Here is a 14,209-nt window from a genome sequence, read left to right on the forward strand (position 1 = left end):
GCCAATAAGCGTTAGGTAGTTAAGCTTGTAAGAAGCGGCAGCTTGGCTTCCATGCCATATCCAAGTTTTGCAACCGCTTCCGGGATGTCGAGCCATAGGAAGCGAAAGAGAATGGGAGGCCCGCCTCCGAATGGAGATTGCTCGTAGTGCGTCCAAGTTTCGGGAAGTTCGCCGCCAAGTTCAGCATGAAAGAAGTGCCTACGATGTATGACACATTGCCCATTTTTCCAAAACTTATAGTCGTCCATTCCTAGCAACTTGAACGGATCGGCAGCCCGCAGGCCGGTTTCCTCATAGAACTCGCGTGAGGCGGCAACATCAGCCTGTTCACCATATTCTATAGTGCCGCCGGGGACCTGCAGTTCTACTTCGGGGAAATCGGGTTCGTCAAATACGAGAACCTTGCTACCCCACGTGCCGTAAATCAAGACCTTCAGGGCATTTGGCTCCATTGCATTCACCTGAACCGGATAATCGCCACTTCGCCTTCAAGCGCGCCGTTGTAGGCCGATGCGTGGGGCTCCTCGGTGGGGACCTCCGTGAGCATGCCGATCTGATCGAGATCGGCTTCGATGAAGCCTTCTTCGGAAAGGGCGTTGAGCGCCTCGCGCACGGCGGTGTCGTCGTCTGCGGCCCGCAGCATGACATGCAGTTCGACACCTTCGCCGCCATCGGTCTCGTAGCCCTTGCCGATGATGATGAAAACCATCGGGCCATCATAGTTGTTGTCGTTGTCCGGATTGGTGATCATCGGGAAGTTCCTCAGGCGAGTCGATTCGATCTTGCGAATCTAGGGTTGCTGTAGCCCTGACGTGCACGGCTGGTTGTCGATTCCTTATAGGCTTTCGATGCCATGCCAAAGTCTATCTTGTCACGGGAACCGCATTTCCCCTATAATTGGCCTCTAAAGTGCTGCTTTCCAGGGGTTTGGTGAGCGGAGCGCCAAGATAATTTTGTGTCCGGCCTTGACGAAAGGCCTTGAAGCCAGTAGTACCCGCCCCATCAGAACAGATGTGAGGCATGGCTGTTCGGAGCGACACGCTCTGGAGATCACCTCAAACAAGGTTCTAAACGCACGTTGAATACAGGTTTTCCGCACGCATGACGCCATAAAATGGCGTCCTCTGCTTTGATGTGGTCCATCCGTGAAAGCGGGTCGGGCCACGCTTTGTGCATTACCGATACGTGTGGTGCTGCCGGAAACGGCGAATGTTATGCCCGCAAGGGTGTTGAGACAAGATTTTAAGGGATGGTTGAATGCCTACCGTAAACCAGCTGATCCGCAAGCCTCGCCAGGCACAGGTAAAGCGCAATAAGGTTCCTGCACTCCAGGAAAACCCGCAGAAGCGTGGCGTTTGCACACGCGTTTACACGACGACCCCGAAGAAGCCTAACTCGGCTCTGCGTAAGGTTGCCAAGATCCGCCTGACCAATGGCTTCGAAGTCATCGGCTACATTCCTGGTGAAGGCCATAACCTTCAGGAACACTCTGTCGTCATGATCCGTGGCGGCCGCGTAAAGGATTTGCCGGGCGTTCGTTACCACATCATCCGCGGCGTTCTCGATACCCAGGGTGTCAAGAACCGCAAGCAGCGCCGTTCCAAGTATGGCGCAAAGCGTCCGAAGTAATTTCGGGTTCAGAATTTAAGGTGCTGCGCGAGGTTCTCCGCGTGATAAGGCGCCGGCAACATTTGAAGAGACAAAACTATGTCAAGACGTCACAAGGCTGAAAAGCGCGAGATCAACCCCGACCCTAAGTTCGGCGATCTGATCGTTACGAAGTTCATGAATGCGATCATGCTGCACGGCAAGAAGTCGGTCGCTGAGACGATCGTTTACGGCGCGTTCGAAAACGTACAGGGCAAGTCCAAGCAGGACCCGCTCGTCGTGTTCCACTCTGCGCTCGACAACATCGCTCCGCACGTTGAAGTCCGTTCGCGCCGCGTCGGTGGTGCGACATACCAGGTTCCTGTTGACGTGCGCCCAGAGCGCCGCCAGGCACTTGCTATCCGGTGGCTGATCACTGCTGCCCGCAAGCGTAACGAAACCACCATGGTCGACCGTCTCTCGGGCGAACTGCTGGACGCCTCCAACAACCGTGGCAGCGCCGTCAAGAAGCGCGAAGACACGCACAAGATGGCTGATGCCAACCGTGCGTTCTCGCACTATCGCTGGTAACCCCGAACGGTATCCGAAAGGCAGTCCATTATGGCTCGCGAATATAAAATCGAAGACTACCGCAATTTCGGTATCATGGCGCATATCGACGCCGGCAAGACCACGACCACCGAGCGTATCCTCTATTACACCGGTAAGTCGCACAAGATCGGCGAAGTTCACGACGGCGCAGCCACGATGGACTGGATGGAGCAGGAGCAGGAGCGTGGCATCACGATCACCTCTGCTGCTACCACGACCTACTGGAAGGGTCGCGACGGCAAGACCCGCCGCTTCAACATCATCGACACCCCCGGCCACGTCGACTTCACGATTGAAGTCGAGCGTTCGCTGCGCGTACTCGACGGTGCGATTGCTCTTCTCGATGCCAACGCCGGTGTAGAGCCGCAGACGGAGACCGTCTGGCGTCAGGCTGAGAAGTACAATGTTCCGCGGATGATCTTCTGCAACAAGATGGACAAGACCGGCGCTGATTTCTATCGCTCGGTCGAGATGATCAAGACCCGCCTGGGCGCGATCGCCGTCGTCATGCAGCTGCCAATCGGCGCCGAAAGCGATTTCATCGGTGTTATCGACCTGGTCGAGATGAACGCCCTGATCTGGCGCGACGAGTCGCTCGGCGCCCAGTGGGATGTCACCGAGATTCCGGAAGACATGAAGGCCAAGGCGCAGGAATATCGCGAAAAGATGATCGAACAGGTCGTCGATATCGATGAAGCTGCTACGGAAGCCTATCTCGAAGGCATCATGCCTGACAACGAGAAGATCCGCGAACTCGTTCGTCGCGGCACCATCGACGTCAAGTTCCATCCGATGTTCTGCGGCACGGCCTTCAAGAACAAGGGCGTTCAGCCTTTGCTCGACGCCGTTGTCGACTACCTGCCTTCGCCGCTCGACATTCCGTCGATCGCCGGCATCGACGTGAAGACCGAAGCCGAAATCGCCCGTCATCCTTCGGATGAAGAGCCGCTTTCGATGCTCGCCTTCAAGATCATGAACGACCCCTTCGTCGGTTCGCTCACCTTCGCCCGTATCTACTCCGGCAAGCTCACTAAGGGCACCGCGGTCATGAACACGGTCAAGGAAAAGCGCGAGCGCATCGGCCGCATGCTGCAGATGCACTCGAATTCCCGTGAAGACATCGAAGAAGCTTTCGCTGGCGACATCGTTGCTCTCGCCGGCCTCAAGGAAACCACGACCGGCGACACGCTCTGCGATCCGCTGCACCAGGTTATCCTCGAGCGCATGGAATTCCCCGAGCCGGTCATCCAGATCGCCATCGAGCCGAAGACCAAGGGCGACCAGGAAAAGATGGGCCTCGCGCTCAACCGCCTGGCTGCTGAAGATCCTTCTTTCCGCGTCAAGACGGATGAGGAATCGGGCCAGACGATCATTGCCGGCATGGGCGAATTGCACCTCGACATCCTCGTCGACCGCATGCGCCGCGAATTCAAGGTAGAAGCCACCGTCGGCGCGCCGCAGGTTGCCTACCGCGAAACCATCACGAAGAAGCACGAAGAAGACTACACGCACAAAAAGCAGTCCGGTGGTACCGGTCAGTTCGCGCGCGTCAAGATCGTCTTCGAACCGAACCCTGATGGCGACGAATTCAAGTTCGAATCCAAGATCGTTGGTGGCTCTATTCCGAAGGAATACATCCCAGGCGTTCAGAAGGGCATCGAAAGCGTCATGTCGTCCGGTCCGCTGGCTGGCTTCCCGATGCTGGGCGTCAAGGCAACCCTCATCGACGGTGCCTTCCATGATGTCGACTCCTCGGTCCTCGCCTTCGAAATCGCCTCCCGCGCGTGCTTCCGTGAAGCTGCAAAGAAGGCCGGTGCTCAGCTTCTCGAGCCGATGATGAAGGTCGAAGTTGTTACGCCTGAAGATTATGTCGGCGACGTTATCGGCGACTTGAACTCGCGTCGTGGCCAGATCCAGGGCCAGGAAAGCCGCGGTATCGCCGTTGTCATCAACGCCAATGTGCCGCTCGCGAACATGTTCAAGTACGTCGACAACCTGCGCTCCATGTCCCAGGGCCGTGCACAGTACACGATGACATTCGACCATTATTCGCCGGTTCCGTCGAACGTAGCCACTGAAATCCAGGCAAAGTATTCCGGTCAGAAATAACCGGAATACCAATTGACCGAAACAAGAATAATCCCGGTACGGGAAGAGATAACGGAGAGCCGAAATGGCAAAGAGTAAGTTTGAGCGCAACAAGCCGCACGTTAACATCGGCACGATTGGCCACGTTGACCACGGCAAGACGTCTCTGACGGCAGCGATCACCAAGTATTTCGGCGAATACAAGCGTTACGACCAGATCGACGCTGCACCGGAAGAAAAGGCCCGCGGCATCACGATCTCGACGGCTCACGTCGAATACGAAACGCCTGCCCGTCACTATGCCCACGTCGACTGCCCCGGCCACGCCGACTACGTCAAGAACATGATCACCGGTGCTGCCCAGATGGACGGCGCGATCCTGGTCTGCTCTGCAGCCGACGGCCCGATGCCCCAGACCCGCGAGCACATCCTGCTTGCCCGTCAGGTTGGCGTTCCCGCCATCGTCGTGTTCCTGAACAAGGTCGACCAGGTCGACGACGAAGAGCTGCTCGAACTCGTTGAGCTCGAAGTGCGCGAACTTCTGTCGTCCTACGATTTCCCGGGCGACGATATCCCGATCATCAAGGGCTCGGCTCTGGCCGCTCTCGAAGATTCGGACAAGAAGATCGGCGAAGACGCCATCCGCGCTCTGATGGAAGCTGTCGACTCCTACATCCCGACGCCTGAGCGTCCGATCAACCTGCCGTTCCTGCTGCCGATCGAAGACGTGTTCTCGATCTCCGGCCGTGGTACGGTTGTCACCGGTCGCGTCGAGCGCGGCATCGTCAAGGTTGGTGAAGAAGTCGAAATCGTCGGCATCCGCGCAACGACCAAGACGACGGTTACCGGCGTTGAAATGTTCCGCAAGCTGCTCGATCAGGGCCAGGCTGGCGACAACATCGGCGCGCTGATCCGCGGCGTAACCCGTGACGGCGTCGAGCGTGGCCAGATTCTATGCAAGCCAGGTTCGGTCAAGCCACACAAGAAGTTCATGGCTGAAGCCTACATCCTGACGAAGGAAGAAGGTGGCCGCCATACCCCTTTCTTCACCAACTATCGTCCGCAGTTCTACTTCCGCACGACGGACGTGACGGGCATCGTTTCCCTGCCTGAAGGCACGGAAATGGTCATGCCTGGCGACAACGTCACTGTTGCTGTCGAACTGATCGTGCCGATCGCCATGGAAGAAAAGCTGCGCTTCGCTATCCGCGAAGGCGGCCGTACCGTCGGCGCCGGCATCGTAGCCTCGATCGTCGAATAATAACGGACGGCTGCCGCGCAAGCGGCAGCCGATACCGTGACAATAATATGAAGCAGGGGGCCTTGGCCGCTTGCTTATGACACGGAAATGTAGCAAATGGCGCGCAGGCGCGATTTGCGCGGCGCTTCGCATGTCGAAGCGGCTTTTAAATAGAACAATAAGGTGGGCTAGGTAGCCCAAAGGCTGGATAGGGATGCCAAATGCTGGTGTCCCTCTCGATCTTTGAAACCGGTGATCCGCCTTACGTCATAAGACAAACCGCATTCTCTCGGGGGCGCGGCGATAACAGACAACAAGGATAATGTCGAATGAACGGCCAGAATATCCGCATTCGCCTCAAGGCGTTCGATCATCGGATTCTCGACGCTTCTACGCGTGAGATCGTATCGACGGCTAAGCGCACCGGTGCAAGCGTCCGGGGCCCCGTTCCACTTCCGACCCGTATCGAGAAGTTTACGGTTAACCGCTCCCCGCACATCGACAAGAAGAGCCGCGAACAGTTCGAGATGCGCACGCATAAGCGCCTGCTCGACATCGTTGACCCGACCCCCCAGACAGTAGACGCGCTGATGAAGCTCGATCTCGCTGCTGGTGTCGATGTTGAGATCAAGCTCTGAGACTTACAGTCTTCGAGCTGAGTGAGAAGGATTGAACCGATGCGTTCAGGTGTGATTGCACAGAAGGTGGGAATGACGCGCGTCTATAATGACGCAGGCGAGCATGTCCCTGTTACGGTACTGCGTATGGAGAGCTGCCAGGTGGTGGCCCAGCGTACGGTCGAAAAGAATGGCTACGTCGCTGTCCAGGTTGGTTCTGGTGTGGCCAAGGTCAAGAATACCTCGAAGTCCCTGCGTGGCCACTTTGCCGCTGCAAACGTCGAGCCGAAGACCAAGCTGCAGGAATTCCGGGTTTCGGAAGACAACCTGCTCGAAATCGGCGCCGAAATCACGGCTTCCCATTTCGCCGCTGGTCAGCTGGTCGATGTTACCGGCACCACGGTCGGTAAGGGCTTTGCCGGCGCTATCAAGCGTCACGGCTTCGGCGGTCTGCGCGCCACCCACGGCGTGTCCGTATCGCACCGTTCGCACGGTTCGACCGGTTCGCGCCAGGATCCGGGCAAGGTATTCAAGAACAAAAAGATGGCTGGCCACATGGGCCAGACGCGCGTCACGACGCAGAACCTTGTAGTGGTTTCGACCGATGAAGATCGCGGTCTTATCCTTATCAAGGGTGCCGTCCCGGGCTCCAAGGGTGCCTGGATCATCGTTCGCGACGCCGTCAAGTCAGCCGCGAAGTAAGGGAGCCGAACCAATGGAATTTAACGTCAAGACCCTCGAGGGGAAAGACGCCGGGAAGGTCTCCCTTTCTGATGCGATTTTCGGCCTCCAGCCGCGCGAGGACATCCTCGCTCGCGTCATCCGCTGGCAGCTGGCAAAGAAGCGCGCTGGCACGCACAAGTCCAAGGGCCGTGCTGAAATCTGGCGCACCGGTGCCAAGATGTACAAGCAGAAGGGTACGGGCCGCGCTCGTCACCACTCCGCACGTGCGCCTCAGTTCCGTGGCGGTGGTAAGGCTCACGGTCCGGTTGTTCGCAGCCACGAACATGATCTGCCGAAGAAGGTTCGCGCCCTCGGCCTGCGTCATGCTCTGTCGACGAAGTTCAAGGCTGAAGACATCATCGTTATCGATGACTTCATCGCAACGGAAGCCAAGACGAAGGTCCTGGCAAATACGTTCAATGCAATGGGCCTGACCAACGCGTTGCTCATCGGCGGTGCCGAGCTCGACGCCAACTTCAAGCTTGCAGCCGCAAACATCCCGAACATCGACTTTCTGCCGATCCAGGGCATCAACGTTTACGACATTCTGCGTCGCGGTAAGCTCGTGCTTTCCAAGGCCGCTGTCGAGGCTCTAGAGGAGCGCTTCAAGTGACCGATATTCGCCATTACGACGTGATCGTCTCGCCGTCGATCACCGAAAAGTCCACCATGGTTTCCGAGTATAACCAGGTTGTCTTCAACGTTGCCCTGACGGCTACCAAGCCGCAGATTAAGGCAGCCGTAGAAGCCCTGTTCGGCGTCAAGGTGACTGCTGTTAACACTCTGCGCCGCCTCGGCAAGACCAAGCGTTTTCGCGGTTTTGTCGGCAAGCAGAAAGACGTGAAGAAGGCGATCGTGACGCTGGCCGAAGGCCAGACCATCGACGTCTCCACAGGTCTGTGAGGAATTAGAAAATGGCATTGAAATCATTCAATCCGACGACCCCGAGCCAGCGTCAGCTGGTAATCGTCGACCGCTCGGCCCTCTACAAGGGCAAGCCGGTCAAGGCGCTGACGGAAGGTCTGTCGAAGAAGGGCGGCCGTAACAACACCGGTCGTATCACCGTTCGATTCCAGGGCGGCGGTCACAAGCGGACCTACCGCCTCATCGACTTCAAGCGTCGCAAGTTCGACATCGAAGGCACGGTTGAACGGATCGAATACGACCCGAACCGCTCTGCCTTCATCGCCCTCATCAACTATGCCGATGGCGAGCAGCGCTACATCATCGCACCGCAGCGCCTGGCGCCCGGTGACAAGGTCATCGCTTCCGACAAGGTCGTGGACATCAAGCCTGGCAACGCCATGCCGCTGCAGTTCATCCCGGTCGGCTCGATCATCCACAACGTTGAGATGAAGCCGGGCAAGGGCGGCCAGATCGCTCGCTCCGCCGGTGCCTATGCGCAGCTGGTCGGCCGCGATGCAGGCCTCGCTATCCTTCGCCTCAACTCCGGCGAACAGCGCCTCGTACCGGGCACCTGCCTGGCTTCGATCGGTGCCGTTTCCAACCCGGACCACGGCAACACCAACGACGGCAAGGCCGGTCGTTCCGTTTGGCGCGGCAAGCGTCCGCATGTTCGCGGCGTCGTCATGAACCCGGTCGACCATCCGCACGGCGGTGGTGAAGGCCGGACCTCCGGTGGTCGCCATCCGGTGACACCTTGGGGCAAGCCGACGAAGGGTGCGCGTACGCGCTCCAACAAGTCGACCGATAAGATGATCATGCGCTCGCGCCATCAGCGCAAGAAGTAAGAGAGGAAGTCTCCAATGGCTCGTTCAGTATGGAAAGGTCCGTTTGTTGACGGCTATCTTCTCAAGAAGGCTGAGAAGGTTCGCGAAGGTGGACGCAACGAAGTGATCAAGATGTGGAGCCGTCGCTCCACCATCATGCCGCAGTTCGTCGGTCTGGTCTTTGGTGTCTACAACGGCAGCAAGCATATCCCGGTCAATGTCAACGAAGACATGGTCGGTCACAAGTTCGGTGAGTTCGCACCCACCCGTACCTATTACGGTCACGGCGCGGACAAGAAGGCGAAGAGGAAGTAACGATGGGCAAGGCAAAAACAGAACGCCGGCTCAAGGACAACGAAGCGCAGGCAGTCGCCCGCACGCTTCGTGTCAGCCCGCAGAAACTCAACCTCGTTGCTGCGCTTATCCGCGGCATGAAGGTCGAGCGCGCCTTGGCCGAGCTTGAATTCTCGCGCAAGCGGATCTCCGGAGCGGTCAAGAAGACCCTCGAATCGGCGATCGCGAACGCTGAAAACAATCACGATCTCGACGTCGACGCTCTCGTCGTCGCCGAGGCCTACGTCGGCAAGTCGATTGTCATGAAGCGCTTCCACGCTCGTGGTCGTGGTCGTGCATCGCGCGTCGAAAAGCCCTTCGCGCATTTGACGATCGTCGTTCGCGAAGTGCAGCCAGCACAAGAGGAGGCCGCATAATGGGTCAGAAGATCAATCCAATCGGTTTCCGCCTTGGCATTAACCGCACTTGGGACAGCCGTTGGTTTGCAGACAATGCCGAATACGGCCAGTTGCTGCATGAAGACATCAAGATGCGCAAATTCGTCATGACCGAGCTGAAGCAGGCCGGCATTTCGAAGGTGGTTATCGAGCGTCCGCACAAGAAGTGCCGCGTCACGATCCACTCGGCGCGTCCGGGCCTGATCATCGGCAAGAAGGGTGCAGACATCGACAAGCTTCGCAAGAAGCTGGCCGACATGACGAACTCCGAAACGCACCTGAACATCGTCGAAGTCCGCAAGCCGGAAATCGATGCTGTCCTGGTCGCCCAGGGCATCGCTCAGCAGCTGGAACGCCGTATCGCTTTCCGCCGCGCCATGAAGCGCGCCGTTCAGTCGGCAATGCGTCTCGGTGCCGAAGGCATCAAGATCACTTGCGCCGGCCGTCTCGGTGGTGCTGAAATCGCCCGTACGGAATGGTATCGCGAAGGTCGCGTGCCGTTGCACACGCTGCGCGCCGACATCGACTACGGTACGGCTGAAGCCACCACCGCTTTCGGTATCTGCGGCATCAAGGTCTGGATCTTCAAGGGCGAAATCCTTGAGCACGACCCGATGGCATCTGAACGCCGTCAGGCCGAAGGCGACAGCCAGGGCCCAGCCAGCAGAGAAAACCGTCGCCGCGATCACGCCTAAGGGCGCTCGAGGTAGTTAATTCGGAGAATAGATTATGTTGCAGCCAAAGCGTACGAAGTACCGCAAGCAATTCAAGGGCCGCATCAAGGGCGTAGCCAAGGGCGGTTCTGATCTCGCATTCGGTGAATTCGGCCTGAAGGCCCAGGAACCGAATCGTGTCAACGCTCGTGAGATCGAGGCGGCTCGCCGCGCGATCACGCGTTTCATGAAGCGTGCCGGCCGTGTATGGATCCGGGTTTTCCCGGACGTGCCGGTCACCAAGAAGCCGACCGAAGTCCGCATGGGTAAGGGCAAGGGCGGCGTCGAATACTGGGCATGCAAGGTCAAGCCCGGTCGTATGATGTTCGAGATCGACGGTGTCAGCGAAGAAATCGCCCGTGAGGCGCTTCGTCTGGGTTCTGCCAAGCTCTCGGTCAAGACGCGCTTCGTGCAGCGCATTGCAGAGTAAGGAAGAACAGCTATGAAAGCCGCAGATGTTCGCGCGTTCACCGCCGACCAACTCAAGGAAGAGCTAGCCAAGCTGAAGAAGGAGCAGTTCAACCTGCGCTTTCAGAAGGCCACTGGCCAGCTTGAAAAAGCCTCTCGTGTGAACGAGGTCCGCAAGGACATCGCCCGCGTGAAAACCATTGCCCGCCAGAAGGCGGCAGAAGCCAAGGCCTAAAGGAAAAATAAGATGCCGAAACGCATTCTGCAGGGCGTCGTGGTCAGCGACAAGAACGAAAAGACCGTCGTGGTTCGGGTCGAGCGCCGCTTTGCGCATCCGCTCCTCCAGAAGACGGTTCGTCGTTCTAAGAAGTACAAGGCCCACGACGAGAACAACGCATACAAGACCGGCGACATGGTTTCCATCGAGGAATGCGCGCCGATCTCCAAAGACAAGACCTGGACGGTCGTTTCCGGTCAGGTTAAGTAAGAATTTGCGGCGAGGCCTTGCGTCTTGCCGTAATTTCTATATGAAGCAGCGACGGAACGCCTGAGACTCGGGCGTTCTTTTGCTTTTAGCGCACGGAAGGTCCCATTGGGGAAACCACCCTGGCAAGATCGATCCCGCGCTGGCTGAAGCTACTGCCTTGTTTTCACTCTTCCTTTTTGGAGGGGCGCAAGCGGGTAAACAATTCCATAAGCCGGGATAGGGGGCTCCGCCCAACCATTCCGGTATAACAAGAAGGCGACCTGATATGATTCAGATGCAAACAAACCTCGACGTCGCGGATAATTCCGGCGCACGTCGTGTCATGTGCATCAAGGTGCTGGGCGGTTCGAAGCGCAAGTATGCCTCGATTGGCGACATTATCGTCGTATCGATCAAGGAAGCTATTCCGCGCGGCCGCGTTAAGAAGGGTGACGTGATGAAGGCTGTGGTCGTTCGCACAGCTGCCTCGATCCGCCGTGCGGATGGAAGCGTCATTCGTTTCGATACCAATGCAGCAGTACTTATCGACAACAAGAAAGAGCCGATCGGCACACGTATCTTCGGACCGGTTCCGCGCGAACTTCGCGCTAAGAACCACATGAAGATCATCTCGCTCGCTCCTGAAGTTCTGTAAGGGGAGCGGTTAAAGATGCAAAAGATCCGCAAGGGCGACAAGGTCGTCATTCTGGCTGGTAAGGACAAGGGTCGTACCGGCGAAGTCATTCAAGTGATGCCGAAGGAAGACCGCGCAGTCGTTCGCGGCGTGAACATGGTCAAGCGCCATACACGCCAGTCGCAGTCGCAGGAAGCCGGCATCATCAACAAGGAAGCCTCGCTTCACCTGTCCAACATCGCGATTGTCGACAAGGACGGCAAGCCGACCCGCGTCGGTTTCCAGGTCGTTGATGGTAAGAAGGTCCGCGTGGCCAAGCGTTCGGGAGATGTGATCGATGGCTGAGGCTAAATACGAACCGCGCCTGAAGACGGAATACGTAACCCGTATCCGCGCAGCGCTGCAGGAACAGTTCTCCTACACCAACGAAATGATGATCCCCAAGCTGGACAAGATCGTCATCAACATGGGTGTGGGCGAGGCGACGGCTGACTCCAAGAAGCCGACGATTGCTGCTGCCGACCTGGCCGCAATCGCTGGCCAGAAGCCGGTCATCACTTTCGCGCGCAATTCCATCGCTGGCTTCAAGGTCCGCGAAAATATGCCAATCGGTGCCAAGGTCACGCTCCGTGGCGCCCGCATGTATGAGTTCGTGGATCGCCTGATCAACATCGCGCTCCCGCGCGTTCGCGACTTTCGCGGCCTGAACCCGAAGAGCTTTGACGGTCGTGGCAACTTCGCCATGGGCATCAAGGAACACATTGTGTTCCCAGAGATCAACTACGACAAGGTTGATCAGATGTGGGGCATGGACATCATCGTTTGCACGACGGCGACCAAGGACGACGAAGCGCGGGCTCTGCTCACAGAGTTCAACTTCCCGTTCCGCACGTAACCGTAACGACGAGCGTAGAAAAGGAAATCAAATATGGCGAAGACAAGCGCAGTTGAAAAGAACAAGCGCCGCCGCAATACGGTTGCTAACAGTGCCGCAAAGCGTGCCGCGCTGAAGGCAACCATCATGAACCAGTCCCTTCCGATCGAAGAGCGGTTCAAGGCTACCCTGAAGCTCGCATCGCTGCCGCGCGATGGATCCAAGACTCGCGTCCGTAACCGTTGCGAGATCACCGGTCGTCCGCGCGCCTACTACCGCAAGCTGCGCATGTCGCGTATCGCACTGCGTGAATTTGGCAATTTCGGCAAGGTGCCGGGCATTGTCAAGTCGAGCTGGTAAGGAGTAGCCCACATGACAATGACAGATCCATTGGGCGATATGCTCACACGCATCCGTAACGGTGCCTCGCGTCGCAAGTCGTCGGTTTCGACACCTGCTTCCAAGCTCCGTGCACGTGTTCTCGATGTCCTTCAGTCCGAAGGTTACATTCGTGGCTATTCCGTCGTCGATTTCGGCAACGGCAAGTCCGAGCTCAGCATCGAGCTGAAATATTATGAAGGCGCATCGGTCATCCGTGAGATCGGCCGTGTGTCTAAGCCGGGCCGCCGGGTTTATGTCTCGGTCAAGTCCATTCCGCAGGTCGCGAACGGTCTCGGCATCACTATCCTTTCTACTCCGAAGGGCGTGATGGCCGACCACCAGGCTCGTGAACAGAATGTTGGTGGCGAGGTTCTTTGCTCGGTCTTCTAAGGCTGGTCTAAAGAATTTCCCTCGAAACAGACAGGTTTGAAAAAATGTCTCGTATCGGCAAGAAGCCCGTTCAGGTGCCTGCAGGAATCACGGCCACGATTGATGGCCAAAAAGTGACTGCTAAGGGCCCCAAGGGTGAACTGTTTTTCGTCGCGAATGACGATATCGGTCTCAAGCTCGAAGATAATGCGATTGTTGTGACTCCGCTCAACGACAGCAAGAATGCTCGCTCAAAGTGGGGCATGTCCCGCACGATGGTCGAAAACATCCTGGTTGGCGTCAAGGACGGTTACGAGCGCAAGCTCGAAATCAACGGCGTTGGTTACCGCGCGGCCCTGCAGGGCAAGAACCTGCAGTTGGCGCTTGGTTTCTCCCACGACGTGATTTATGAACCGCCAGTCGGAATCACAATTGCTGTGCCGAAGCCGACGGAAATCGTCGTCACCGGTATCAACAAGCAGCAGGTCGGCCAGGTGGCCGCAGAAATCCGCGAATACCGTGGCCCCGAGCCTTACAAGGGCAAGGGCGTCAAGTATGCCGGTGAGCGGATCATCCGCAAAGAAGGCAAGAAGAAGTAAGGATCACGCGAAATGGCTAGCAGGAAAGAAGCACTTGCACGTCGTGCCAACCGCGTGCGTCGTCATCTTAAGTCGGTGGCTAACGGCCGTCCGCGCCTGTCGGTTCATCGCTCTTCGAAGAACATCTACGCCCAGGTCATCGACGATGTGGCCGGCAAGACGCTTGCGTCTGCCTCCACTCTCGACAAGGATCTGCGCGGTTCTCTGAAGACCGGTGCTGACACAGCAGCGGCAACGCTCGTCGGCAAGCTCGTTGCAGAGCGCGCCTCCAAGGCGGGCGTCAACGAGGTCGTGTTCGACCGCGGCGCCTTCATCTATCACGGTCGCATCAAGGCTCTGGCCGAAGCTGCCCGTGAAGGCGGTCTCACCTTCTAATATAAATTTCCGGCCGGTGGCGTAAAGCTCCCGGCCGGATTTCGGTCTTTTCAGACCATCAC

Annotated in this window: 24 protein-coding genes; 22 read left to right on the plus strand and 2 right to left on the minus strand. The window is 57.6% G+C overall.

Going from position 1 to position 14,209, the window contains the following annotated elements; genetic code table 11:
- Positions 1 to 11 precede the first annotated feature (11 nt).
- On the minus strand, positions 12 to 452 hold the full coding sequence (locus J5289_RS09635) for an NUDIX domain-containing protein (RefSeq protein WP_209183066.1): 441 nt from the start codon (positions 450 to 452) through the stop codon (positions 12 to 14).
- 5 nt (positions 453 to 457) lie between these two features.
- On the minus strand, positions 458 to 751 hold the full coding sequence (locus J5289_RS09640) for a transcriptional regulator (RefSeq protein ID WP_111220675.1): 294 nt from the start codon (positions 749 to 751) through the stop codon (positions 458 to 460).
- A 506-nt stretch (positions 752 to 1,257) separates the two neighbouring features.
- Here J5289_RS09640 and rpsL point away from each other — a divergent pair.
- The 22 genes from rpsL (at position 1,258) to rplR (ending at position 14,147) form a co-directional block, all read left to right on the plus strand.
- On the plus strand, positions 1,258 to 1,629 hold the full coding sequence (gene rpsL, locus J5289_RS09645) for a 30S ribosomal protein S12 (protein ID WP_003507760.1): 372 nt from the start codon (positions 1,258 to 1,260) through the stop codon (positions 1,627 to 1,629).
- A gap of 78 nt (positions 1,630 to 1,707) precedes the next feature.
- Positions 1,708 to 2,178: a 30S ribosomal protein S7 gene (gene rpsG / locus J5289_RS09650; RefSeq protein WP_111220676.1), complete on the plus strand. Its 471-nt coding sequence runs from the start codon at positions 1,708 to 1,710 to the stop codon at positions 2,176 to 2,178.
- Positions 2,179 to 2,208: 30 nt separating this feature from the next.
- On the plus strand, positions 2,209 to 4,308 hold the full coding sequence (gene fusA / locus J5289_RS09655; protein WP_142822281.1) for an elongation factor G: 2,100 nt from the start codon (positions 2,209 to 2,211) through the stop codon (positions 4,306 to 4,308).
- Positions 4,309 to 4,372: 64 nt separating this feature from the next.
- Entirely contained in the window at positions 4,373 to 5,548 is a 1,176-nt protein-coding gene (gene tuf, locus J5289_RS09660; protein ID WP_142822264.1) for an elongation factor Tu, read from the plus strand.
- 308 nt (positions 5,549 to 5,856) lie between these two features.
- Positions 5,857 to 6,165, plus strand: a complete 309-nt coding sequence (gene rpsJ / locus J5289_RS09665; protein ID WP_003547547.1) for a 30S ribosomal protein S10 — start codon at positions 5,857 to 5,859, stop codon at positions 6,163 to 6,165.
- Positions 6,166 to 6,204: 39 nt separating this feature from the next.
- Positions 6,205 to 6,846, plus strand: coding sequence for a 50S ribosomal protein L3 (gene rplC, locus J5289_RS09670; protein WP_142822282.1), 642 nt, complete (start codon positions 6,205 to 6,207; stop codon positions 6,844 to 6,846).
- Between the two features lie 13 nt (positions 6,847 to 6,859).
- Complete coding sequence (gene rplD / locus J5289_RS09675) at positions 6,860 to 7,480, plus strand: 50S ribosomal protein L4 (protein WP_142822283.1); 621 nt, start codon at positions 6,860 to 6,862, stop codon at positions 7,478 to 7,480.
- Positions 7,477 to 7,770 carry a 50S ribosomal protein L23 gene (locus tag J5289_RS09680; protein ID WP_111220680.1) on the plus strand — a complete coding sequence of 98 codons (294 nt, stop codon included), beginning with the start codon at positions 7,477 to 7,479 and terminating at the stop codon, positions 7,768 to 7,770. The genes rplD and J5289_RS09680 overlap by 4 nt, the downstream gene beginning before the upstream one ends.
- An 11-nt stretch (positions 7,771 to 7,781) precedes the next feature.
- Positions 7,782 to 8,618, plus strand: a complete 837-nt coding sequence (rplB, locus tag J5289_RS09685) for a 50S ribosomal protein L2 (RefSeq protein ID WP_142822284.1) — start codon at positions 7,782 to 7,784, stop codon at positions 8,616 to 8,618.
- A gap of 15 nt (positions 8,619 to 8,633) precedes the next feature.
- Positions 8,634 to 8,912, plus strand: coding sequence for a 30S ribosomal protein S19 (gene rpsS, locus J5289_RS09690; RefSeq protein ID WP_111220682.1), 279 nt, complete (start codon positions 8,634 to 8,636; stop codon positions 8,910 to 8,912).
- Positions 8,913 to 8,914: 2 nt separating this feature from the next.
- Positions 8,915 to 9,307 (plus strand): 50S ribosomal protein L22, encoded by a 393-nt coding sequence (gene rplV, locus J5289_RS09695; RefSeq protein ID WP_111220683.1) that lies wholly within the window; start codon positions 8,915 to 8,917, stop codon positions 9,305 to 9,307.
- Positions 9,307 to 10,023: a 30S ribosomal protein S3 gene (gene rpsC, locus J5289_RS09700; protein ID WP_111220684.1), complete on the plus strand. Its 717-nt coding sequence runs from the start codon at positions 9,307 to 9,309 to the stop codon at positions 10,021 to 10,023. The genes rplV and rpsC overlap by 1 nt, the downstream gene beginning before the upstream one ends.
- Before the next feature lie 34 nt (positions 10,024 to 10,057).
- The gene (rplP, locus tag J5289_RS09705) at positions 10,058 to 10,471 is read left to right on the plus strand and encodes a 50S ribosomal protein L16 (RefSeq protein WP_111158089.1); all 414 of its coding nucleotides are present in this window, start codon (positions 10,058 to 10,060) and stop codon (positions 10,469 to 10,471) included.
- Between the two features lie 12 nt (positions 10,472 to 10,483).
- On the plus strand, positions 10,484 to 10,684 hold the full coding sequence (rpmC, locus tag J5289_RS09710) for a 50S ribosomal protein L29 (RefSeq protein WP_111220685.1): 201 nt from the start codon (positions 10,484 to 10,486) through the stop codon (positions 10,682 to 10,684).
- A gap of 12 nt (positions 10,685 to 10,696) precedes the next feature.
- Positions 10,697 to 10,936, plus strand: a complete 240-nt coding sequence (gene rpsQ / locus J5289_RS09715) for a 30S ribosomal protein S17 (protein WP_142822285.1) — start codon at positions 10,697 to 10,699, stop codon at positions 10,934 to 10,936.
- Between the two features lie 265 nt (positions 10,937 to 11,201).
- Positions 11,202 to 11,570, plus strand: a complete 369-nt coding sequence (rplN, locus tag J5289_RS09720; RefSeq protein ID WP_111158087.1) for a 50S ribosomal protein L14 — start codon at positions 11,202 to 11,204, stop codon at positions 11,568 to 11,570.
- 15 nt (positions 11,571 to 11,585) lie between these two features.
- Positions 11,586 to 11,894 (plus strand): 50S ribosomal protein L24, encoded by a 309-nt coding sequence (gene rplX, locus J5289_RS09725; RefSeq protein WP_111220688.1) that lies wholly within the window; start codon positions 11,586 to 11,588, stop codon positions 11,892 to 11,894.
- On the plus strand, positions 11,887 to 12,444 hold the full coding sequence (gene rplE / locus J5289_RS09730) for a 50S ribosomal protein L5 (protein ID WP_142822286.1): 558 nt from the start codon (positions 11,887 to 11,889) through the stop codon (positions 12,442 to 12,444). Before rplX ends, rplE begins: the two co-directional genes overlap by 8 nt.
- 33 nt (positions 12,445 to 12,477) lie before the next feature.
- Positions 12,478 to 12,783 (plus strand): 30S ribosomal protein S14, encoded by a 306-nt coding sequence (gene rpsN, locus J5289_RS09735; RefSeq protein ID WP_111220690.1) that lies wholly within the window; start codon positions 12,478 to 12,480, stop codon positions 12,781 to 12,783.
- 12 nt (positions 12,784 to 12,795) lie between these two features.
- Complete coding sequence (gene rpsH, locus J5289_RS09740; protein ID WP_003547562.1) at positions 12,796 to 13,194, plus strand: 30S ribosomal protein S8; 399 nt, start codon at positions 12,796 to 12,798, stop codon at positions 13,192 to 13,194.
- Positions 13,195 to 13,238: 44 nt separating this feature from the next.
- On the plus strand, positions 13,239 to 13,772 hold the full coding sequence (gene rplF, locus J5289_RS09745; RefSeq protein WP_111220691.1) for a 50S ribosomal protein L6: 534 nt from the start codon (positions 13,239 to 13,241) through the stop codon (positions 13,770 to 13,772).
- Positions 13,773 to 13,784: 12 nt separating this feature from the next.
- Positions 13,785 to 14,147 carry a 50S ribosomal protein L18 gene (rplR, locus tag J5289_RS09750; RefSeq protein ID WP_142822287.1) on the plus strand — a complete coding sequence of 121 codons (363 nt, stop codon included), beginning with the start codon at positions 13,785 to 13,787 and terminating at the stop codon, positions 14,145 to 14,147.
- Positions 14,148 to 14,209: the final 62 nt, after the last annotated feature.

The sequence above is a fragment of the Rhizobium sp. B230/85 genome (genome assembly GCF_019355735.1).
In the GTDB taxonomy this organism is placed as follows: Bacteria; Pseudomonadota; Alphaproteobacteria; order Rhizobiales; family Rhizobiaceae; genus Rhizobium; species Rhizobium rhododendri.